We start from the raw sequence: 21108 nt of genomic DNA on the forward strand, positions 1-21108 counted from the left end.
AAGCCCGAAACGACGTCAGCCGCGGAACGAACGCAGCGTCAGCGCGGTGCGCAGCGCGGCATCCGCAGCCTCGGCGCCCTTGTCCTCCTTCGAACCGGGCAGGCCCGCCCGATCGATGCCCTGCTGCTCGTCGTCGAGGGTGAGCACTCCGAATCCGACCGGCTTGCCCGTGTCGATGGCGACACGGGTCAGCCCGTCGGTGGCTGCCGAGGAGACGAAGTCGAAGTGCGGTGTTCCGCCGCGGATGATGACGCCGAGGGCGACGACCGCGTCGGCGCCGGAATCGAGCGCCGCCTTGGCCACGACCGGCAGCTCGAACGAACCCGGCACGCGCACGAGCCGCCAGGCCGCACCGGACTCCTCGAGCACGCGTTCCGCGCCGGCGATGAGGCCGTCGGTGATGACGTCGTGCCATTGGCCGGCGACGACGACGACCTTCAGGTCGGTCGCGTCGATCTGCTGGCGTTCGGGGGCGCCGTGTCCGCTCATGCGATGTTCTCCGAGTTCTGTCGGGAGTCGGTGGTCTCGTCGGCTGCGCCGGTGGACGTGGCGGCGACCGTGCCGCGGGCGAGTGCCGCGCTCAGCTCGGCATCGTCGATGATGTGGCCCATGCGGTCGCGCTTCGTCGCGAGGTACTGGTGGTTGTTGGCACCGACTCCGACGAGCAGCGGTACCTGGTCGGCGATGTCGAGGCCCAGGGCGCGCAGCTGCGACACCTTGTCGGAGTTGTTCGTCAGCAGTCGGATGCTGCCCACGCCGAGGTCGGCGAGGATGCCGGCCGCAGCCGCGTAATCCCGGGCATCGGCGGGAAGCCCGAGCGCGAGGTTCGCGTCGAGGGTGTCGAGCCCGCGCTCCTGCAGCTGGTAGGCGCGCAGCTTGTTGATGAGGCCGATGCCACGACCTTCGTGACCGCGCATGTAGATGACGATGCCGCCCTCGCGGTCGATCGCGTCGAGGGCCGCATCCAGCTGCGGTCCGCACTCGCACTTGAGCGAGCCGAACGCCTCGCCCGTCAGGCACTCCGAGTGCACGCGCACGAGCGGGGCGGCATCGGTGAGATCGCCCGAGACGACGGCGATGTGGTCGGTCCCGGTGACGCGGTCCTTGTAGGCGAGGAAGCGGAACGCACCGTGCGAGGTCGGCACCTGCGCCTCCGCACGCAGGCTCACGCGGCGGCGGTTGGCCGCGGCGCCGCCGGCGGGGCGTGGATCCGTCTCCTCGAGGTGGGCGATGAGCTGCTCGATCGTGATGACGGGGATGCCGTCGCGCTCGCCGAGCTCGAGCAGTCCCGGCATCCGCATCATCGAGCCGTCGTCGGCGACGATCTCGGCGATCGCGCCGACCGGCTCGAGACCGGCGAGCTGCATGAGCTCGACGGCGGCCTCGGTGTGACCGCTGCGCTCGCGGACGCCCCCCTCGACGGCGCGCAGGGGCAGGATGTGCCCCGGACGGATGACGCTGCCGGGCGTGGAGGCGGGGTCGGCGAGCACCGTGAGGGTGCGGGCGCGGTCGGCGGCGCTGATCCCGGTCGTCACGCCCTCGGCCGCGTCGACCGAGACGGTGTAAGCGGTGCCGCGGGCGTCCTCGTTCGTCTCGACCATCGGGGGGAGGTCGAGACGGTCGGCCCACTCGGCGGGCATGGGAGCGCAGATGAACCCGCTCGAGTGGCGGACCGTCCACGCGATCCACTCGGGAGTGGCGAGAGCGGCCGACAGGATGACGTCGCCTTCGTTCTCGCGGTTCTCATCGTCGGCGACGATGATCGGCTTTCCGGCCCGCAGCGCGTCGAGCGCCTCGGAGAGGGGAGAAAGGCTCATCGGGAGCCTCCTTCGTTCGAGAGGGTGGTGAATGCCAGCAACCGCTGGACGTGTCGGGCGAGGATGTCGGTCTCGAGGTTGACCGCGTCGCCGGCGACACGGTCGCCGAGCGTCGTCGCGGCGAGGGTCGCGGGGATGAGCGAGACCTCGAGCCAGGCCTGCGGTGCGGTCGCCGTGCTCACATCGCTCACCGTCAGCGAGACGCCGTCGACCGTGATCGAGCCCTTATCGACGACGAGCGGTGCCAGGTCGGCAGGCACCGAGATGCGCAGCACGCGCCACTGCTCACCGGGACGCACCTCCAGCACGCGGCCGAGGCCGTCGACGTGCCCCTGGACGATGTGCCCGCCCAGACGGGTGTGTGCCGCAAGGGCGCGCTCCAGGTTCACGGCGCGGCCCGGTTCGATGCCCGTCAGGCTCGACACGTCGAGCGTCTGGCGCATCACGTCGGCCGTGAACCAATCGTCGCCCTGGTCGACCACCGTGAGGCAGACGCCGCTGACGGCGATCGAGTCGCCGTGCCCGGCATCCGACACCGCCTTCGGCGCGCGCACGGTGATCCGGACGCCGTCGCCCGACGGCTCGACGGCGACGACCTCGCCGATCTCTTCGATGATTCCGGTGAACATCAGGCGTCTCCTTCGGAGGGGGATGTCGGGGGCACGGGGGAGGCGACGATCAGCAGGTCGTCGCCGAGGGGCTCGACCGAGCTCACCCGCAGGCGTCGCTGGTCCGCGATCGTCTCGACGCCGAGCGAACGCAGTGCGGGACGGTCGTCGCCGGCCGATCCGGAGCCGATGAGGGTCGGCGCGATGTATGCGAGGATCTCGTCCGCGAGCCCGGCCCGCACGAACGCGCTCGCGATGGTCGGGCCGCCCTCGACGAAGACGCGCTGCACGCCGAGTTCCCGCAATTGCGTCATCAGCGAGGGCCCGTCGGGGCTCTCGCCGCCCAGGTTCTCGCCGTCGCGGTGAAGCAGCGGCATCGGATGACGGCGCACCAGGGCGTCGTCGGGCACGGACCGCTGACCGAGCACGACGGGCATCGGCTGCCGGTCGTAGAGGGTGCCGTCGGGACGCCGAGCGGTCAGGGCGGGATCGTCGGCGAGGAGGGTACCCGTTCCCACCACGATGGCGTCCGCCTCGCTGCGGCGGCGATGGACGTCTGCTCGTGCGACCGGGCCGGTGATCCATTGGCTCGTGCCATCAGGGGCCGCCGCGCGCCCGTCGAGCGACTGCGCCCACTTCACGGTGACGTGCGGTCGGCCGAGGCGCTGCACGGTGAGCCAGTCGTGGATGAGCGCGTGACCGTCGTCGCCCAGCACTCCGCCCTCGATATCGACGCCGGCATCCCGCAGACGCCGGGCTCCACCGGCCGACGCGTCGCCCGGGTCGGAGACGGAGTAGACCACGCGCGCCACGCCGGCCTCGATGAGGGCGAGCGCGCACGGGCCCGTGCGGCCGGTGTGGTTGCAGGGCTCGAGACTCACGACGGCAGTCGCGCCACGCGCCGCGCCCGCGGGCAGCTGCGACAGCGCATCCACCTCGGCGTGCGGCGTGCCGGCGCCGCGGTGCCAGCCCTCGGCGAGCACGGAGCCGTCGGCGGCGAGCAGCACGGCGCCGACCTGGGGGTTCAGTCCGCGCGGACCGTTGCCGGCGAGCTCGAAAGCGCGACGCATCGCGGCGATCTCGCGGTCGGTGGTGCCCGGCATCCTTCGTCCTTCGGTCAGTCTCCGGGGACGCGGGCGGGCGCGCGCAGCGCGAACGCTGCCGTGCTTCCTCTCATCCGGACTAGCGACTCGCGTCGCATCACCGTCGGTCCCGGAATTCCACCGGATCAACCTCTCGGCCCGAGGGCCTCGAGGGTCGCGGACTCTCACCGCCGGTTCGGATTCTCACCGACCCCGGAGCACGTTCAATACTCCGATCGTACTCAACGCGCGCGCGTCCGCGGCATTCCCGACTTCCGCCGTCACTTGAGCAGGCGTGAGAGCCGGCGATCGGCGAGCAGCTTGCCCCCGGTCTGACACGTCGGGCAGTATTCGAGACTGTTGTCGGCGAAGAAGACGCTGCGCACCTCATCGCCGCAGACGGGGCAAGCCTCGCCGCGGCGGCCGTGCACCCGCATCCCTCGGCGCTTGGCGTCTTTCAGAACGGCGGGCGGCTTGCCGGATGCCGCGGCGACCGCCTCGGCGAGCGTCGCGCTGAGCGCTGCGTAGAGGCGGTCGACCTCGGCGTCGTCGAGGTTTGCGGCGAGGGCGTACGGCGACATCTTCGCGGCATGCAGGATCTCATCGGAATACGCGTTGCCGATGCCGGCGACGATCGATTGATCGCGCAGCACGCCCTTGATCTGCGTGCGACGTCCGGTCAGCAGACCCGCGAGCGTGTCGCGGTCGAAGGAGGCATCGAGCGGGTCGGGCCCCAGCCGCGCGATGCCGGGCACCTCGGCCGGATCGCGGACGACGTAGACCGCGAGCGACTTCTTCGTACCGGCCTCGGTCAGATCGAACCCCGAGTCGTCGTCGAAGCCGATGCGGAGCGCGATCGGGGTCTTGCCCGGGCGGATGACGGTCGACGGCAGCGCGTCGTACCAGCGCAGCCATCCGGCCTTGGCGAGATGGAACACGAGGTGCGTGCCGCCGTCGGTGGCCAGGTCGACGAACTTGCCGTGGCGGGACGCCGAGGTCACCGTCGCGCCCTCGAGCGACTCGATCGGCGGATCGTAGGTCTTCAGCGCAGAGATCGCACTGACCCGGGCTTTCGTGATGCGGCGCCCGGCGAGGCGGCCGCCGAGGTAGTCGACGAGTCCCTGCACTTCCGGCATCTCGGGCATGGCGTCATCCTGGCACGCATCACCCCCATCGAGCACGGGGTTGCGCGCCTGATTCGGCGCGGTTCAGGCCGCGCGGGTCGATCCGCGCGGGTCAGTCGGCGCGGGTCAGTCGGCGAGGATCGGCCAGGGCTGCGGGGTGCGGTCGTCCGTCGGCAGGAGGCCGGCGATCCAGCCGTCGTGGTGGGCATCGCTGTGCGAGAGCCCCTGGCGCAGCATCCCCTCGTATCGGAAGCCCAGAGTGCGCGCCGCGCGTGCTGAGGCGATGTTGCCGACGATCGCCCGCCACTCGATGCGTGCGAGCGCCAGCGGCTCGGCGAACCCGAAGTCGATGACCGCCCGCGCCGCCTCGCTCAGGTATCCGTGCCCGCGCGCCGGTGCGCTCATCCAGAACCCGATCTCCGCCGCGCCTCCCGGGCTCACCCGGTGCAGGCCGATCATGCCGATCCACTCGCCGTCACGACGGATACCCCAGGTGAGCTCGGACTGCTCGTCCCACCAGGCCGCCGCCTTCGCGACGAACTCCTCGGCATGCGCGCGGGTGTACGGCGACGGCACCGTCGTCCAGCGCGGGACCTCGGGGTCCTGGGCGGCAGCGGTGATCGCCTCGGCATCATCGAGAGTAGGGATCGACAGCTCGAGCCGCGCCGTGCGGAGGGTCACCGGTTCCATGCCCCGACCCTACCGAGGTCCGGCGCGTGGTCCGGTTCCGCGGCCCCACACCTCGGTTCGGTGCCGCGAACAGGTTCAGCTTCGTGTTCCCGCGTCGAACGGCCCGGTGCGCCGCGTCCATCCTGCTGACGGCACGTCCGTCGGCTGTGCGGGTGGGGCGGTCTGCTCGCCGGTCTTTCGTGCGTCGATGGGGCGAAGGGGGAGTGGACCGCGCTAGCTGTGCCGCGAACAGGCTCACGGCATCATCGCGCGCGCCACCGCGCGCGGCGGCCCGCGTGAGCCTGCCGGCGGCACCGACACCGCGACTCCCCCACAAGCGGCGGATGAGCTGATCTGCTCACAATCTGCTACTGCTCCGGCCGCTGACGTGACCGCAAGCGGCACCGTCTCCGCATGGACCTTCGCGCCTCCTCAGCCTGGCCCGCCGCCGACGTCATGGATCTGCGTTGCTGGTCGACATCCGAGCTGCGCGCCGACGGAATGCGCAAACGCGACATCGCGGATGCCGTTGCCGCGGGCCGGCTCGTGAGGCCCCGGCGGGGGTCGTATCTCGTCGCCGATGCGCCACGGTCCGTCGTGACCGCCGTGTCGCTCGGTGGTCGGCTGACCTGCGTCAGCCTCCTGCGTCTGCTCGGGGCGTTCGTCCTCGAGCCTGGACAACCGCACGTTCAGCTCCCGCCGACGGCATCCCGCTTACCGCTCCGAACGGCGGGGACGGACGCGAAGCCGGTCCTGCACTGGACACCGCCCGCCGCACCGCGGCCCCGTTGGTTCGCGTGCTCGAGCATCATCGACGCCTTGGCGCGCGCGGTGATGTGTCAGCCGCCCCGAGCGGCCGTCGCGACGCTCGACAGCGCGCTTCAGCTCGGGCTCCTCCATGCTGCCGATCTCGACGCGGTCTTCGCGGCGCTACCGCTCCGGTACCGTTCCCTCCGGCGCCTGATCGACGGACGGGCCGAGTCCGGGCCGGAGACGCTCATGCGGCTCCTTCTGCGCGGCGTCGCGAAGACTGTCGAACTGCAGGTGCGCATACCTGGAGTGGGGCGAGTCGATCTGCTCGTCGACGGCTGGCTGATCGTGGAATGCGACAGCGATGCGCATCATTCCGGACTCGACGCGCGGCGACGAGACAGCACGCGCGATCTCGCGGCGGCAGCCCTCGGTTACCTGACGCTGCGACCGATGGCGGCGGACATCATGTGGCGTCCCGACCGGGTGCTCGAAGCCGTGCGGGGACTTCTCGGTCGCGGCGCGCCGCGGGCGCGCGTGCGCTGACTCCGGACGGGCGGGCCTCGTCGCGGGCCTTGTCGCGCGTGCCGTGCGCAGGCTGAGGGGGGTCGCGGCGGGTCGTGTGGGTGTGTGCGGAGTGCTGAGCCTGTTGACGGGACGGGGATGAGTCGAGGGTTGGTCCCCGGCCCCTCCCGCCCCGGCCGGTGTCGACGGATGTGGTCGTGGTGTGGGCTGGTGGACGGGGGCGGTGCCTGCTGTTCCGCGTGCCGTGAGCAGGCTCAGGTACGTCGCGGCGGGTCCTGTGGGTGTGCGCGGGGTACTAAGCCTGTCGACGGAACGGGGATGAGCCGAAGGGATGCTCGGTCCGCGTCGCCCCGCTTCGGCAACCCGGATCCGCACGGGGGATGGGGGCTGAGGTCCCACCCCGGGCCGGTATCGACGCTGATATCGCCGTGTTTCTGGTCCGGGCGTGGCCGGACGCGGCTCGGCCGCCTGCGCCCGCTGTTCCGCGTGCCGCGTTCAGGCTGAGAGGCGCCGCGGCGGGACGTGCGGGCGTCAACGGGGTGCTGAGCCTGTCGACGGAACACAGACGAGATCGAGACTGAGGATGCGGGCCTCAGGCTGAGGGATTCTGCGAGATGTAGACCGCCATCGCGGCCAGGTTCGACAACGGAGCCATCGCGCCGTTGGCCGGCGCGTCGAAGACCATCGCTTCGACACCCGCCTCGGCATACGACGCGACCCAGGCCGCCGCCGACGGAAGCGGCACCGCGAGCAGTCGCGACGCCTCATCCTCGGGCAGGCCGAACCCGAGGGCGGCTTCGTGCGCCCGGTCGGCCGTCGAGAACGCGAAGATGACGGCACCTTCGTCGGACCGCAGCGCGAAGGGGGTGGGCTCGTCGTCGGAACCGCGGGCGATGAAGAGCCAGCGATCCAGAGCGAAGGCGGCGCGCCAGAGCCGCTCCTGAACTGCGGCGTCGGTCGGCGATGCCTTCGATGCGGCGGCGGCCTCGTCGAGCGCTGCGATCAGTTCGGGTGCGGGCTCGGCCGGCACCTCCGCCAACGGCTCCGCGGACGCTGATGCCGACTCCGCGGGAACAGCAGCCCCGGCCCCGGTCGATTCGTTGTCAGACACGTCGCAGCAGTCCCAGCTTGTCGTAAACGTCGCCGAGCGTACGGTCGGCGACGTCGTCGGCACGGGCGGCGTTCGACGCGAGCACCCGGTCGAGCTCGGCGGGGTCGTCGAGCAGCTCGAGCGCGCGCTCGCGCACCGGTCCGAACTCGGACACGACCACCTCGGCGAGGCCCTTCTTGAAGTCGCCGTAGCCGCGGCCGGCGTACTCGTCCTCGATGGCGGGGATCTGACGGCCGGTGAGCGCCGCGTAGATCACGAGCAGGTTCGACACCCCGGGCTTGTTCTCGCGGTCGTATCGCACCGACCCCTCCGAGTCGGTCACGGCCCGCATGACCTTCTTCGCCGACACCTTCGGGTCGTCGAGGAGCCACAGCACACCGGCATCCGATTCTGCCGACTTCGACATCTTCGCGGTCGGGTTCTGCAGGTCGTAGATGCGGGCGGTGTCCTGCTGGATGACGGGCATCGGCACGCGGAAGGTCTCGCCGAAGCGCGAGTTGAAGCGCTCCGCAAGGGTCCGCGTCAGCTCGACGTGCTGCTTCTGATCGTCACCGACCGGCACGATGTCGGTCTGGTAGAGCAGGATGTCGGCGGCCATGAGCACCGGGTAGGTGAACAGCCCCACGTTGGTGGCGTCAGCGCCGTAGCGCTGCGACTTGTCCTTGAACTGCGTCATCCGGCCGGCTTCGCCGAAGCCGGTGATGGTCGAGAGCACCCACGCGAGCTCGGCGTGAGCGCGGACGTGCGACTGCACGTACAGCGTCGACCGAGACGGCTCGATGCCCGCCGCGATGTACTGGGCTGCGGTACGCCGGGTCTTCGCCCGCAGTTCGGCCGGATCGTTCGGCTGGGTCAGGGCGTGCAGGTCGACGACCGAGAAGAATGCGTCGTAGGTGTCCTGCAGGTCGCGCCACTGCATGAGAGCCCCGATGTAGTTGCCGATCTGGAGCGAATCGGCGGACGGCTGCATTCCGGAGTACAGGCGGGGCTTGGTCACCAGAAGAGTCTACGGGCGTCGTCCCGCGCTTCGTCGCCCCGCCCCTCGCCCCTCGGACGTCACCCAGGGAAGACGTAGTCCGCCACGACGGGGGCGTGGTCGCTCCACCGGGTGTCCCACGAGGGCGCGCGTACGACGCGGTAGTCGGTGACCCGCTCCGCCAGCTGCGGGGTGGCGAGGTGGTAGTCGATGCGCCATCCGGTGTCGGTGTCGAAGGCTTTGCCGCGGTTGGACCACCACGTGTACGGCCCGTCGACCTCGCCGGCGAACCGGCGTCCGACATCGACCCACCCGAGACCGGTGCCCCGCCCGCCGTCGACGGTGTCGACTTCGACGCCCGCGGGCGCGGTGAAACGGTCGAAGTAGGCGCGCTCGCGCGGCAGGAAGCCCGCCTTCTTGCGGTTGCCGCGCCAGTTGCGGATGTCGAACTCGCGGTGGCCGACGTTCAGGTCGCCGGTGATGACCGCGAGCTCGCCCAGCTGCGGCATCCGCTCCTCCATCGCGTCGAGGAACGCGTACTTCGCGACCTGCTTCTCGGTGTCGGCCTCGCCGGTGAAGACATAGGCGCTGACGACGGTGAGGTGCTCGCCCGCGACCTCGATGTCGGCCTCGACCCAGCGTCCCTTCGAGTCGAGGTCGTCGTCGCCGAGCTCGATGCGCCAGACGTCGAGGGGCTCACGGGCGGCGATCGCGACGCCCGCACGTCCCTTGGCGAGCGCCTCATCGGAGACGAAGTGCCAGCCGGGCAGGGCGGCGGCGAGGTCGGAGGCCTGCGCGCGGACCTCTTGGAGAGTCAGGATGTCGACGTCGGCGGTCTCGAGCCATTCATGCATGCCCTTGCGGGCGGCGGCGCGGATGCCGTTGACGTTGACGGAGGCGATACGAAGACGGCGTGACACGTCTGCCAGCGTAACCGCGACCTCCGACACCGCTCACCGGGCGGTCGTCTGCTCCGCGTCGAGTCGCCGCACCAGCTCGCGAGCCCGGTTCACGTCGCGCCGAGCGGGGATGCGCTGCCACCAGCCCGCCTCGGCGAGAGCGTGCTCGGCGTCGCGCAGCTGTGCTTCGGCGACGACGCGCAGCGCCCGCCGCTCGTCCGCGCGGCGCTCCTCCTCGGTCCTGACCTCGAGCGGGATGTCGTCGTCCGCGGCCGACACGGCCACCCACGACGCCGCGACGAGGATGACGATCCCCGCGAGCCGCAGCCAGAGGAGGAATCCGATCAGCACAGAGAAGGTCGCCAGGAGCGGGTTGGTGGGGGAGTATACGGCGAGGAAGCCGGCCCCGAGCTGCAGCACGCTCAGCGCGACGCCGCCGAAGATCGATCCGGGGATGATCTTGCGCCAGGGCAGTGCTGTGCCGGTCAGGAACCGGATCAGGGCGGTGAGCGCGGCGGCGTTGATGACGATCGCGACCAGCACCGATGCGAGCCGGCTGAGTACGTCGATCGTGGTCGACTCGTAGGCGACGTCGAACAGGTCGAACAGCTGCCGGACGACGCCGCCGGCCACGAGGCCGAGCGCGGCCCCCAGCACGAGCGCGAGGCCGAACAGCAGGGCCGCGCCGAAGTCGCGCAGCTTCAGGAGCACGTAGTTGCGCGTGTCGAACGGCAGGCCGAAGATGTCGCGCACCGCACGTCGCGTGAAGGTCACGAATCCGATGGCCGTCCACACCGCGACGGCCAGGGCGGCGGTACCGGTGACGGCGAGGAGGCTGCCGCTGTCGCGCGCGATGCTGGCGACGTCTTCTGGGGAGACGGGACCGTCGTGCGAGATCAGCCCCGGGATGTAGCTGTTGACGACCCCGATGAGGGCGTCGATGGCCATGCGCGACCCGCCGAGCCACAGCCCCACCACGGCGAACGCCGTGTAGAGGGTGGCGAAGAGCGCGAAGAGCGACTGGTAGCTGATGCTCGCCGCGAGGAGGAACCCGTTGTGGCGGAGGAAGTGCCGCCAGACCCGGATGGGGAACCAGCCGAGCGTGCGACGCGTGATGGTCGTCGCACGCTCGAGAGGCTGATCGAGGCGTTCGCGCAATCGGGACGAGTCCCACCGCTCGCGCAGCGCATCTGTCGCCGAGGGGTCGGGTTCCACGTCGTCGAATGTACCGGCAGCGTCGGTGTCAGCTGATCGAGCGCGAGGCCCGGCCGGCTCAACGACCGCGCAGAACCGCCTGCTTGACCTCGGCGATCGCCTTCGTGACCTCGATGCCGCGCGGGCATGCCTCGGTGCAGTTGAAGGTCGTGCGGCACCGCCACACGCCCTCCTTGTCATTGAGGATGTCGAGGCGGACGTCGCCGGCATCGTCGCGCGAGTCGAAGATGAAGCGGTGCGCGTTGACGATCGCGGCCGGCCCGAAGTACTGACCGTCGGTCCAGAACACGGGGCACGACGAGGTGCACGCGGCGCACAGGATGCACTTCGTGGTGTCGTCGAAGATCTCGCGGTCGGCGATCGACTGGATGCGCTCCTTGCCGGCCTCGGGCTTCGAGTTGGCGATCAGGAACGGCTGCACCTCGCGGTAGGAGGCGAAGAACGGCTCCATGTCGACGACGAGGTCCTTCTCCAGGGGCAGGCCCTTGATCGCCTCGACGTAGATCGGTTGCGAGATGTCGAGGTCTTTGATCAGCGTCTTGCAGGCCAGCCGGTTGCGGCCGTTGATGCGCATCGCGTCGGAGCCGCAGATGCCGTGGGCACACGAGCGGCGGAAGGTCAGCGACCCGTCGACGTCCCACTTGATCTTGTGCAGGGCGTCGAGGACGCGGTCGGTCGAGTAGAGCTCGACGTCGTAGTCGACCCACCTCGGCTCGCTGTCGACCTCGGGGTCGAAGCGCCGGATGATGAAGGTGACCAGGAACGACTGGATGCCGGTGTCGTTCGCCGCCTCGGCAGGGGCCGTGGCATCGGTCTCGACGATCGTCATCAGTACTTCCTCTCCAGCGGCGGGTACCGCAGTTCGCCGGCCTCGTTCTTGGTGAACACGACGGGCTTCCAGTCGAGCCGGATGTGGTCTTCGGGGTGCGACGAGTGGGGGTCGCCCGACAGGTAGGCCATCGTGTGCTTCATGTAGTTCTCGTCGTCGCGCGTCGGGAAGTCGTCGCGCATGTGTCCGCCGCGGCTCTCCTTGCGGTTGCGTGCGGCGACGACGACGACCTCGGCGATGTCGAGCAGGAAGCCCAGCTCGACCGCTTCGAGCAGGTCGGTGTTGAACCGCTTGCCCTTGTCGTCGACGTGGATGTTGTTGAACCGCTCGCGCAGGTCGGCGATGACGTCCATGACGTGCAGGAGCGACTCCTCGGTGCGGAACACCTGGGCGCCCTTGTCCATCTCGTCCTGGAGCGTCTTGCGCAGGACCGCGATCCGCTCGGTACCGGGGTTGTTGCGCACGCCTTCGATCAGCTCGCGCACCTCCTTGGCGGGATCGGCGGGCAGCGGGACGAAGTCGGCGGTCTTGACGTACTCGACGGCGTTGCGGCCGGCGCGCTTGCCGAAGACGTTGATGTCGAGCAGCGAGTTGGTGCCGAGGCGGTTCGAGCCGTGCACCGAGACGCACGCGCATTCGCCGGCGGCGTAGAGACCCGGAACGACGGTGGTGTTGTCGGCGAGGACCTCGGCCTTGACGTTCGTGGGGATGCCGCCCATCGCGTAGTGCGCCGTGGGCATGACCGGCACGGGCTCGACGACCGGGTCGACGCCGAGGTAGGTGCGGGCGAACTCGGTGATGTCGGGGAGCTTGGTCTCGAGGACCTCAGCCCCCAGGTGCGTGCAGTCGAGCAGCACGTAGTCGCGGTGCGGGCCCGCCCCGCGGCCCTCGGCGACCTCCTGCTGCATGCATCGGGAGACGATGTCGCGGGGAGCGAGGTCCTTGATGGTGGGCGCATAGCGCTCCATGAACCGCTCGCCCGACGCGTTGCGGAGGATCGCGCCCTCGCCGCGCGCGCCTTCGGTGAGGAGGATGCCGAGACCGGCGAGGCCGGTGGGGTGGAACTGGAAGAACTCCATGTCCTCCAGCGGCAGGCCCTTGCGCCACACGATGCCGACGCCGTCGCCCGTGAGGGTGTGGGCGTTCGAGGTCGTCTTGTAGATCTTGCCGAAACCGCCGGTGGCGAAGATGACCGCCTTCGAGTGGAAGACGTGCAGATCGCCCGTGGCGAGGTCGTACGCGACGACGCCGGCGGTCTGGGTCGAGCCGTCGGGGGCGGTGACGGTGATGAGGTCGAGCACGTAGTACTCGTTGAAGAAGTTGATGCCGAGCTTGACGCAGTTCTGGAACAGCGTCTGCAGGATCATGTGGCCCGTGCGGTCGGCGGCGTAGCAGGCGCGGCGGACCGGCGACTTGCCGTGGTCGGCGGTGTGGCCGCCGAACCGGCGCTGGTCGATCTTCCCGTCGGGCGTGCGGTTGAAGGGGAGGCCCATGTTCTCGAGGTCGATGACCGCGTCGATGGCCTCCTTCGCGAGGATCTCCGCCGCGTCCTGGTCGACGAGGTAGTCGCCGCCCTTGACGGTGTCGAAGGTGTGCCACTCCCAGGAGTCCTCTTCGACGTTGGCGAGTGCCGCCGCCATGCCGCCCTGCGCCGCACCGGTGTGCGAGCGGGTCGGGTACAGCTTCGAGATCACCGCGGTACGGGCACCCGGACCGGCCTCGATCGCCGCCCGCATGCCGGCGCCGCCGGCGCCGACGATGACGATGTCGAACTGGTGGTAGTGGATGCCGTCCTTGACGACGACCTCTTCGGTCTGGGTGCTCACGGGGCGAGCCTTTCGTTGCTGTGATTCACGTCGTCGGAGCGCAGGGTCAGCCCTGGCAGGTCTCCCAGAGCATGCTGTCCGCCGTCACTCCGAGGCAGGGGTCGAAGGTGAACACGACCAGGGTGCCGAGCAGGATCAGCAGTCCGGCGGAGAGCCAGATGGCCCACACCAGAACCTTGCGCGCCGTGGCACCGGTGACGTAGTCGTTCACGATCGTGCGCATGCCGTTCGCGCCGTGGATCAGCGCGAGCCACAGCATGAGGACGTCCCACCACTGCCAGAACGGGCTGGCGAACTTTCCGGCGACGAACGCGAAATCGATTCCCTTGATGCCCTCGCCGAGCATCAGGTTGACGAAGAGGTGACCGAAGATCAGGACCACCAGGAGCACGCCGGATGCGCGCATGTAGACCCAGCCCCACTTCTCGAGGTTGGCGCCCTTCTTGCGGACCTGCGGGCTGCGGGGAGCGGCAAGGGTGTCGGCGGTCATCAGTGACCCCCTCCAATCTCGGAGAGAACGATCGGCACGTGGCGGGCTGCGAAGCCGACGATCGTGACGGCCCAGACCGCCAGCACGCCCCACCACAGCTGGCGCTGGTGGCGCGTGGCCCACGGCCACAAGTCGACCGCGATGATGCGCAGGCCGTTGAAGGCGTGGTACACGATCGCGGCGACGAGGGCGACCTCGCCGAGACCCATGATCGGGTTCTTGTACGTGCCGATGACAGCGTCGTAGGCCTCGGGCGACACGCGGATCAGCGCGGTGTCGAGCACGTGGACCAAGAGGAAGAAGAAGATGGCCACGCCGGTGATGCGGTGAAGCACCCACGACCACATGCCCTCGTTGCCGCGGTACAGCGTGCCGCGCGGGGTCTTTGATGTGGTCTGGGCTACCGACGGTGTGACGCGTGCTGGTGCAGACACGGTCGTCCTCCCTGGATCGAACACGGTTCGTGGGGGCGATCGATGCCCCGGTGGGGTGGTTGACCCCCGGCGTCACATGGGCGCACAACGATTCTAGGCCGGGAAAATGACGCGGGGCGACGAAGGGCACCCTAAAGAAAGGGGGTTCTTGCGCCGGGAGCCGCACCGGCGCCCGGGTACGCTCGGAGCATGGTCGACGAGATCCCGGACTTCTACGCCGTCATCCCCGCGGGAGGGGTGGGCAGCAGGCTGTGGCCGCTGTCGCGCGCCGACGCCCCGAAGTTCCTGCATGACCTGACCGGATCGGGCCATTCGCTGCTGCGCGACACGTGGGATCGGCTCGCGCCGCTCTCGGGCCCCGATCGCATCGCCGTGGTCACCGGCCGTGCTCACCGCGCCGCGGTCGAGGCTCAGCTTCCCGGCATCCCCGACAAGAACGTCTTCCTGGAGTCGGAGCCGCGCGACTCGGCCGCAGCCATCGGTCTCGCGGCGGCGATCCTGCACCGGCGGCACCCTGACGTCATCATCGGCTCGTTCGCGGCCGACCACGTCATCCGCGGCAGCCGGGTGTTCGAGTTCGCGGTCCGCGACGCGGTCGAGGTCGCCCGCGAGGGCTACATCTGCACCATCGGCATCACCCCCTCCGAGCCCGCTGTCGGCTTCGGCTACATCAAGCGCGGCGGCGAACTGATCGTCGAGGGCGCTCGCGACGCCTCTCTCGTCGAGCGTTTCGTCGAGAAGCCCGACCTCGAGACGGCGCGAGCCTATGTCTCCGACCGGTCGTACCTCTGGAACGCGGGCATGTTCATCTCGCGGGCCGATGTCCTCCTGGCCGAGATCGAGGCGAACAGCCCCGAATTGCACGCGGGCCTGCTCGAACTGGCCGAAGCGTGGGACGACCGCGACCGTCGCGGCCCCGCCGTCGACCGCATCTGGCCGCGACTGAAGAAGATCGCGATCGACTACGTCGTCGCCGAGCCCGCAGCAGAGAAGGGCAAGCTCGCCGTCGTCCCGGGTCACTTCGACTGGGATGACGTCGGCGACTTCGCGAGCCTGGCCAAGCTCAACTCGAACGGGCGCAAGAACGATCTCGCCATCCTGGGCGAGAACGCCCGCATCCTCTCCGACGCCGCCAGCGGCATCGTCGTGAGCCACACGTCGCGCGTCATCAGCCTCATCGGCGTCAAGGACATCGTCGTGGTCGACACCCCGGACGCGCTGCTGGTCACCACGAGCGAGAACGCCCAGCGCGTCAAGCACGTCGTCGACGCCCTCAAGCTGACGGGCCGCGGCGACGTTCTGTGACGCGCACATTGCGTCTTTGTAACCATTCGCGAGGCGGGGTGCGTCCGAGGTGCAACCCGGACGAAACAGTAGGTAACTTCATTCCAGCCGCCGCGAAGTCCGCGGCGCCTTCAATGTGGAGGCTGCATTGACACTCTCGACCCCTCAGAAGCTCGTCGGCATCACAGCTGCCGCGGGCCTTCTCGTCGCCCTCGCCGGTTGCGGAGCCGCACCCGATGAGGCCGGCGGATCCGCCGCACCCGAGGCGGGCTCGGACTTCACCCCCTGTCTCGTCTCCGACGAGGGCGGCTGGAACGACCGTTCGTTCAACCAGTCGGCCAAGGAAGGCATGGACCGCGCGGCCAAGGAGCTCGGCGTGGAATCGATCGAGGTCGAATCCACCACGGAGAACGACTACGCGCCCAACCTCGAGACGCTCGTCTCGGAGGGCTGCGACCTGATCGTCGCCGTCGGCTACAAGCTCGCTCCGGCCACCGTCGCGTCGGCCACGGCGAACCCCGACATCGACTACGCGATCATCGACGACTACGCCGACACCGACTTCGACGGCACGACCGACGCGCCCAACATCAAGCCGCTGGTGTTCAACACCGCTGAGGCCGCCTACCTCGGCGGCTACGCGGCGGCTTCGTGGTCGGCTGACGCCGGTGTGAACAAGGTCGGCACCTTCGGTGGCGACAAGTTCAACTCGGTCACGGTCTTCATGGACGGCTTCCAGCTGGGTGTGGAGAAGTACAACGAGGACAAGGGCGCGAACGTCGGCGTCGTCGGCTGGGACATCACCGCCCAGGACGGCAACTTCACGGGCGGCTTCACCGCCAACGACACCGCCAAGCAGGTCGCTCAGGGCATCCTCGACCAGGGTGTCGACGTGATCCTGCCCGTCGGCGGCCCGATCTACCAGAGCGCCGCGCAGGCGATCCGCGAGGGTGGCAGCGACGTCGTCATGCTCGGCGTCGACAGCGACCTCGCCGTCTCCGACGACACGGTCGCCGACCTGACGCTCGTGTCGATCCAGAAGGCGATCGACGTCGCCGTCTACGACGCCACCGTTGCTGCCCAGAGCGGCGACTTCACGACCGACCCCTACGTCGGCACGCTGAAGAACGAGGGCGTGAAGCTGTCGAGCTTCCACGACTTCGAGTCGCGTCTGCCGGCCGGTCTCGCCGACGAGCTGACCGCCCTCCAGGAGTCGATCGTCGCCGGTGACATCACCGTGGACTCGCCGAACTCCCCGTGAGTTCATGAGTCGTCGGGGCCGGGGGACGAAAGTTCCCCGGCCCCGACCGCTGTCCACCCACCCTCCGTCGCATAGATTGGCCGACATGAAGCTCGAACTCCGGGGCATCACCAAGCGCTTCGGCACCCTGGTCGCCAACGACCACATCGACCTCGTCGTCCGGCCGGGCGAGATCCACGCTCTCCTCGGGGAGAACGGCGCCGGCAAGTCGACTCTCATGAACGTCCTCTACGGCCTGTACCAGGCCGACGAGGGCCACATCCTCCTCGACGACGTCGTCCAGGACTTCCGCGGACCCGGCGACGCCATGGGCGCGGGCATCGGCATGGTGCACCAGCACTTCATGCTGGTCCCGGTCTTCACCGTCGCCGAGAACGTCATGCTCGGTCACGAGAACACCAAGGGTCTCGGGGTGCTCGACCTCGCCGCCGCCCGCGCGCACGTGCGCGCCGTGGCCGACCGCTTCGGCTTCCAGATCGACCCCGACGCCGTCGTCGGCGATCTGCCGGTCGGCGTGCAGCAGCGCGTCGAGATCATCAAGGCGCTCTCGCGCGAGGCCAAGGTCCTCGTCTTCGACGAGCCCACCGCCGTGCTCACTCCGCAGGAGACCGACGAGCTCATGGCGATCATGCGTCAGCTGCGTGACGAGGGCACCTCGATCGTCTTCATCACCCACAAGCTCCGTGAGGTCCGCGAAGTCGCGGACCGCATCACCATCATCCGCCTGGGCAAGGTCGTCGGCGAAGCCTCGCCGACGGCGAGCAACGCCGAGCTGGCAGCGCTCATGGTCGGCCGCCCGGTCGAGATGGTCGTCGCCAAGGGGGCACCGAACGTGGGGGAGGGCGGTCTCGTCCTCGACGGCATCCGCGTCGTCACGCCGTCGGGAATCGTCGTCGTCGACGACGTCGACCTGCAGGTGCGTTCGGGTGAGGTCGTCGCCGTCGCCGGCGTCCAGGGCAACGGTCAGACCGAGATCGTCGAGGCGATCCTCGGGCTCCTGCCGATCGACCACGGTTCGATCCGCCTCGACGGCGACGAGCTCGGCGGACGCAGTGTCCGCGCGATCCTCGACCGCGGCGTCGGGTTCGTGCCCGAGGACCGCAAGGAGGACGGCCTCGTCGGAGCGTTCTCCGTGCAGGAGAACCTCATCCTCGACCGTTCGGACGACCGCGCCTTCAGCCGCGCGGGCACGATCGACCGCCGGGCGCTCGAAGCGTTCGCCCGCGAGCGCATCACCGAGTACGACATCCGCACCCAGGGCCCCGACACCCCGGTCGGCACCCTGTCGGGCGGCAACCAGCAGAAAGTCGTCATCGCCCGCGAGATGGCCCGGCCGCTGCGACTGCTCGTCGCGGCCCAGCCCACACGCGGCGTCGACGTCGGCAGCATCGAATTCATCCACAAGCGCATCATCGAGGCCCGTGACTCCGGCGTCGCCGTCCTCGTCGTCTCGACCGAGCTCGACGAGGTGGTCGCCCTGGCCGACCGCATCGCGGTGATGTACCGCGGTCGCATCGTCGGCGTGGTTCCGGCGACGACGCCGCGCGACGTGCTCGGTCTGATGATGGCCGGCGAGGTTCCCGAGGAGTCAGCAGCATGACCACCCCCACGCCCGGTCCCGGGCCCGACCTTCCCGTCGAGCCCGCGGACTCGCAGCTGCCCCCTGTCGGCGGCCCCCTGACGGGCAAGCCCGAGGTGGCCCCGCCGCCGACGACGAACCGCGTCATCACCGAGGTGATGCGCAGCAGCGCCGTCATCACGGTGCTCGCCATCGTGCTCGCGCTCATCGTCGGCGGCATCATGATGGCCGTCACGGACGAGCGGGTGGCTGCGGCGTCCGGCTACTTCTTCGCTCGCCCGGGTGACACCCTGGCCGCGATCTGGCAGTCGGTCTCGGGCGGCTACGACGCCCTGTTCCGCGGCGCCGTGTTCAACACGCGCGTCGACGACTTCGCGACGCAGATCCGTCCGCTCACGAATACGCTCGGCTTCGCGGCTCCGCTGATCGCCGCCGGACTCGGCGTAGCGCTGGCGTTCCGCGCCGGTCTGTTCAACATCGGCGGCCGCGGCCAGATCCTCATCGGTGCCGCTTTCGCCGCCCTCGTGACGTTCAACCTCGATCTGCCGATGTTCATCCACCTGCCGCTGACGCTGATCGCCGGCATCGTGGGCGGCGCCCTCTGGGGCGGGCTCGTCGGACTGCTGAAGGCGCGCACCGGCGCGCACGAGGTGATCCTCACGATCATGCTCAACTACATCGCCTACTACCTCGTCAGCTGGATGGTGCGGACCCCCTCGCTGCTGCAGCAGACGGGCACGACGCAGTCGATCTCGCTGCGAACGCCGGAGTCCGCCCAGTTCCCCGAGCTGCTCGGCCCGCAGTACCCGCTGCTCGACTGGGGCTTCATCGTCGTCATCATCGCGACGGTCGTCGTGTGGTGGGTCATCGAGCGATCCAGCCTCGGCCTGCGGCTGCGCGCCGTGGGCGAGAACCCGCACGCCGCACGCGCCGCCGGCATCTCGGTCGAGCGCATGTACGTCTATGCGATGCTCTTCGCCGGCGGGCTCGCGGGCCTCGCCGCCATGAACCAGGTTCAGGGTCAGGTCACCACCGGTTTCACCGCTTCGATCGACGCCGGCATCGGTTTCGACGCGATCACCGTCGCTCTGCTCGGACGCTCGCGTCCGTGGGGCGTCTTCGCCGCCGGCATCCTGCTCGGCGCACTCAAGGCGGGCAGCTTCACGATGCAGGGCTCGGAGGGGATCCCCGTCGAGATCGTGCTCGTGGTGCAGGCGCTCATCGTTCTGTTCATCGCGGCTCCGCCGCTCGTGCGGACGATCTTCTTCCTTCCCAAGACCGATGCTGAGAAGCGCGCGTCGGGCCGCACGAAGAACTCGTCGCGCCGCGCCGCTGTGAAGGCGGGTGCCTGATGGCAACGACCGATCTGACCTCCGCCGCCGCTGCTCCCGTCGCGGTGAAGGTCCGCCACCTCAAGCCGGCCATCGCCCTGGGCGTCGCCACGCTGCTGCTGGCGATGCTGTTCGCCCTCGTCCCGCGAGGCGGTACGAGCACGTTCCGCCTCGCCGACGGCGGCTCGACGATCCCGATCCCGGACGTCGCGCTCCCGACCGGGCCGACCAGTTGGACGCTGCTCGCGCTCATGGCCGTCATCACGGCGGTCGCGACGTGGGACGCGTTCGCCTACCGCCGCCCCCGCACGTGGCTGATCGCTGTGGCAGGGTTCGTCGGCGTGTTCGCCTTCCTCGTCTGGGCAGCTGCCGAGGGGCTCGTTCCCGTCATCGGTCTGCTCTTCGGCGCCGTGTCGCTGTCGGTCCCGCTCATCTTCGGTGCCCTCGGCGGCGTCATCGGTGAACGTGTCGGCGTCGTCAACGTCGCCATCGAGGGTCAGTTCCTGCTCGGCGCCTTCGGCGCGGTGCTCGTGGGCAGCATGACCGGCAACCCGTTCATCGGACTGATCGCCGCCATGGTCGGCGGCGTCCTGGTGAGCCTCGTCCTCGCGGTCTTCTCGATCCGCTACCTCGTCGATCAGGTGATCGTCGGTGTCGTGCTGAACGTGCTCGTGACCGGCCTCACCGGATTCCTCTTCGGTGCGCTCCTCGCGCCGAACGAGGCGACGCTCAACCGTGCGACGACGTTCCAGCGCCTGCCGATCCCGCTGCTCAGCGACATCCCCGTGATCGGGCCCGTGCTGTTCAACCAGACGTTCATCGTCTACCTGATGTACGTCACCGTCGGTCTCGTCGCCTGGGGCCTCTACCGCACCCGGTGGGGTCTGCGGCTGCGGGCCGTCGGCGAGCACCCGCAGGCCGCGGACACCGTCGGCATCAAGGTCAACCCGACCCGGTTCTGGAACGTCAGCCTCGCCGGTGCGATCGCCGGCGCCGGAGGTGCGTACTTCACCCTGGTGTCGGTGCCGACCTTCACCAAGGAGATGACCGCGGGCCTGGGCTTCATCGCCCTCGCCGCCGTCATCTTCGGACGCTGGGACCCGATCCGCGCGACTCTGGCGGCGCTGCTGTTCGGGTTCGCGACGAACCTGCAGAATCTGCTGACGGTGCTGCGGACGCCGATCCCCAGCGAGTTCATGCTCATGCTCCCGTACCTTGTGACGATCCTCGCGGTCGCCGGGTTCGCGGGGCACATCCGTGGGCCGGCAGCCGCCGGCAAGCCGTACATCAAGGGGTGA

The 21108-nt window shown here is 69.6% G+C and carries 20 protein-coding genes; 6 read left to right on the top strand and 14 right to left on the bottom strand.

Annotated elements, in window-relative coordinates; translation table 11 throughout:
* Positions 1–15 precede the first annotated feature (15 nt).
* The 6 genes from ribH to DEU36_RS12345 form a co-directional block, all read right to left on the bottom strand.
* Entirely contained in the window at positions 16–489 is a 474-nt protein-coding gene (ribH, locus tag DEU36_RS12320; RefSeq protein ID WP_120264643.1) for a 6,7-dimethyl-8-ribityllumazine synthase, read from the bottom strand.
* Positions 486–1817: a GTP cyclohydrolase II gene (gene ribA / locus DEU36_RS12325; RefSeq protein ID WP_120264644.1), complete on the bottom strand. Its 1332-nt coding sequence runs from the start codon at positions 1815–1817 to the stop codon at positions 486–488. Before ribA ends, ribH begins: the two co-directional genes overlap by 4 nt.
* Positions 1814–2446, bottom strand: coding sequence for a riboflavin synthase (locus DEU36_RS12330; RefSeq protein ID WP_120264645.1), 633 nt, complete (start codon positions 2444–2446; stop codon positions 1814–1816). The genes ribA and DEU36_RS12330 overlap by 4 nt, the downstream gene beginning before the upstream one ends.
* Positions 2446–3528: a bifunctional diaminohydroxyphosphoribosylaminopyrimidine deaminase/5-amino-6-(5-phosphoribosylamino)uracil reductase RibD gene (ribD, locus tag DEU36_RS12335; RefSeq protein WP_120264646.1), complete on the bottom strand. Its 1083-nt coding sequence runs from the start codon at positions 3526–3528 to the stop codon at positions 2446–2448. Before ribD ends, DEU36_RS12330 begins: the two co-directional genes overlap by 1 nt.
* Before the next feature lie 260 nt (positions 3529–3788).
* A complete protein-coding gene (locus tag DEU36_RS12340) occupies positions 3789–4652 on the bottom strand; it encodes an Fpg/Nei family DNA glycosylase (protein WP_120264647.1) in 864 nt (287 codons plus the stop codon).
* Positions 4653–4757: 105 nt separating this feature from the next.
* Entirely contained in the window at positions 4758–5321 is a 564-nt protein-coding gene (locus DEU36_RS12345) for a GNAT family N-acetyltransferase (RefSeq protein WP_120264648.1), read from the bottom strand.
* Between the two features lie 393 nt (positions 5322–5714).
* Here DEU36_RS12345 and DEU36_RS12350 point away from each other — a divergent pair, with 393 nt between their 5' ends.
* Positions 5715–6596: an endonuclease domain-containing protein gene (locus DEU36_RS12350; protein WP_259455366.1), complete on the top strand. Its 882-nt coding sequence runs from the start codon at positions 5715–5717 to the stop codon at positions 6594–6596.
* 571 nt (positions 6597–7167) lie between these two features.
* Here the strand turns inward: DEU36_RS12350 and DEU36_RS12355 are convergent.
* Genes DEU36_RS12355 through sdhC form a run of 8 tightly spaced genes read right to left on the bottom strand, consistent with a single transcriptional unit; the run spans position 7168 to position 14355 of the window.
* Entirely contained in the window at positions 7168–7686 is a 519-nt protein-coding gene (locus DEU36_RS12355; protein WP_259455367.1) for a hypothetical protein, read from the bottom strand.
* Positions 7679–8683: a tryptophan--tRNA ligase gene (gene trpS, locus DEU36_RS12360; protein WP_120264649.1), complete on the bottom strand. Its 1005-nt coding sequence runs from the start codon at positions 8681–8683 to the stop codon at positions 7679–7681. The genes DEU36_RS12355 and trpS overlap by 8 nt, the downstream gene beginning before the upstream one ends.
* Positions 8684–8742: 59 nt before the next feature.
* Complete coding sequence (locus DEU36_RS12365; protein WP_120265154.1) at positions 8743–9582, bottom strand: exodeoxyribonuclease III; 840 nt, start codon at positions 9580–9582, stop codon at positions 8743–8745.
* A 33-nt stretch (positions 9583–9615) separates the two neighbouring features.
* Positions 9616–10776, bottom strand: coding sequence for a YihY/virulence factor BrkB family protein (locus DEU36_RS12370; protein WP_183045435.1), 1161 nt, complete (start codon positions 10774–10776; stop codon positions 9616–9618).
* 58 nt (positions 10777–10834) lie between these two features.
* Positions 10835–11605 carry a succinate dehydrogenase iron-sulfur subunit gene (locus DEU36_RS12375; RefSeq protein ID WP_120264651.1) on the bottom strand — a complete coding sequence of 257 codons (771 nt, stop codon included), beginning with the start codon at positions 11603–11605 and terminating at the stop codon, positions 10835–10837.
* On the bottom strand, positions 11605–13431 hold the full coding sequence (gene sdhA / locus DEU36_RS12380; RefSeq protein ID WP_120264652.1) for a succinate dehydrogenase flavoprotein subunit: 1827 nt from the start codon (positions 13429–13431) through the stop codon (positions 11605–11607). The genes DEU36_RS12375 and sdhA overlap by 1 nt, the downstream gene beginning before the upstream one ends.
* A gap of 46 nt (positions 13432–13477) precedes the next feature.
* Positions 13478–13921, bottom strand: coding sequence for a succinate dehydrogenase hydrophobic membrane anchor subunit (locus tag DEU36_RS12385; protein ID WP_023955540.1), 444 nt, complete (start codon positions 13919–13921; stop codon positions 13478–13480).
* The gene (sdhC, locus tag DEU36_RS12390) at positions 13921–14355 is read right to left on the bottom strand and encodes a succinate dehydrogenase, cytochrome b556 subunit (protein ID WP_120264653.1); all 435 of its coding nucleotides are present in this window, start codon (positions 14353–14355) and stop codon (positions 13921–13923) included. Before sdhC ends, DEU36_RS12385 begins: the two co-directional genes overlap by 1 nt.
* A 189-nt stretch (positions 14356–14544) precedes the next feature.
* Between sdhC and DEU36_RS12395 the strand changes: the two genes are divergently transcribed.
* The 5 genes from DEU36_RS12395 to DEU36_RS12415 all read left to right on the top strand — a co-directional run bounded on the left by DEU36_RS12395 (position 14545) and on the right by DEU36_RS12415 (position 21108).
* Positions 14545–15660: a mannose-1-phosphate guanylyltransferase gene (locus DEU36_RS12395; RefSeq protein WP_120264654.1), complete on the top strand. Its 1116-nt coding sequence runs from the start codon at positions 14545–14547 to the stop codon at positions 15658–15660.
* Positions 15661–15787: 127 nt separating this feature from the next.
* Positions 15788–16900 (top strand): BMP family protein, encoded by a 1113-nt coding sequence (locus DEU36_RS12400; protein WP_120264655.1) that lies wholly within the window; start codon positions 15788–15790, stop codon positions 16898–16900.
* A gap of 85 nt (positions 16901–16985) precedes the next feature.
* Positions 16986–18500, top strand: a complete 1515-nt coding sequence (locus tag DEU36_RS12405) for an ABC transporter ATP-binding protein (protein WP_120264656.1) — start codon at positions 16986–16988, stop codon at positions 18498–18500.
* A complete protein-coding gene (locus DEU36_RS12410; protein WP_120264657.1) occupies positions 18497–19831 on the top strand; it encodes an ABC transporter permease in 1335 nt (444 codons plus the stop codon). The genes DEU36_RS12405 and DEU36_RS12410 overlap by 4 nt, the downstream gene beginning before the upstream one ends.
* Positions 19831–21108, top strand: a complete 1278-nt coding sequence (locus tag DEU36_RS12415) for an ABC transporter permease (RefSeq protein WP_120264658.1) — start codon at positions 19831–19833, stop codon at positions 21106–21108. The genes DEU36_RS12410 and DEU36_RS12415 overlap by 1 nt, the downstream gene beginning before the upstream one ends.

The organism is Microbacterium sp. AG238 (assembly GCF_003610405.1).
Taxonomy (GTDB): Bacteria; Actinomycetota; Actinomycetes; order Actinomycetales; family Microbacteriaceae; genus Microbacterium.

Bases quoted from the DNA above. Each gene is read 5' to 3' on its own strand.
- ribH (WP_120264643.1), bottom strand. From the start codon at position 489: ATGAGCGGACACGGCGCCCCCGAACGCCAGCAGATCGACGCGACCGAC.
- ribA (WP_120264644.1), bottom strand. From the start codon at position 1,817: ATGAGCCTTTCTCCCCTCTCCGAGGCGCTCGACGCGCTGCGGGCCGGA.
- DEU36_RS12330 (WP_120264645.1), bottom strand. From the start codon at position 2,446: ATGTTCACCGGAATCATCGAAGAGATCGGCGAGGTCGTCGCCGTCGAG.
- ribD (WP_120264646.1), bottom strand. From the start codon at position 3,528: ATGCCGGGCACCACCGACCGCGAGATCGCCGCGATGCGTCGCGCTTTC.
- DEU36_RS12340 (WP_120264647.1), bottom strand. From the start codon at position 4,652: ATGCCCGAGATGCCGGAAGTGCAGGGACTCGTCGACTACCTCGGCGGC.
- DEU36_RS12345 (WP_120264648.1), bottom strand. From the start codon at position 5,321: ATGGAACCGGTGACCCTCCGCACGGCGCGGCTCGAGCTGTCGATCCCT.
- DEU36_RS12350 (WP_259455366.1), top strand. From the start codon at position 5,715: ATGGACCTTCGCGCCTCCTCAGCCTGGCCCGCCGCCGACGTCATGGAT.
- DEU36_RS12375 (WP_120264651.1), bottom strand. From the start codon at position 11,605: ATGACGATCGTCGAGACCGATGCCACGGCCCCTGCCGAGGCGGCGAAC.
- DEU36_RS12385 (WP_023955540.1), bottom strand. From the start codon at position 13,921: ATGACCGCCGACACCCTTGCCGCTCCCCGCAGCCCGCAGGTCCGCAAG.
- DEU36_RS12395 (WP_120264654.1), top strand. From the start codon at position 14,545: ATGGTCGACGAGATCCCGGACTTCTACGCCGTCATCCCCGCGGGAGGG.
- DEU36_RS12405 (WP_120264656.1), top strand. From the start codon at position 16,986: ATGAAGCTCGAACTCCGGGGCATCACCAAGCGCTTCGGCACCCTGGTC.
- DEU36_RS12410 (WP_120264657.1), top strand. From the start codon at position 18,497: ATGACCACCCCCACGCCCGGTCCCGGGCCCGACCTTCCCGTCGAGCCC.
- DEU36_RS12415 (WP_120264658.1), top strand. From the start codon at position 19,831: ATGGCAACGACCGATCTGACCTCCGCCGCCGCTGCTCCCGTCGCGGTG.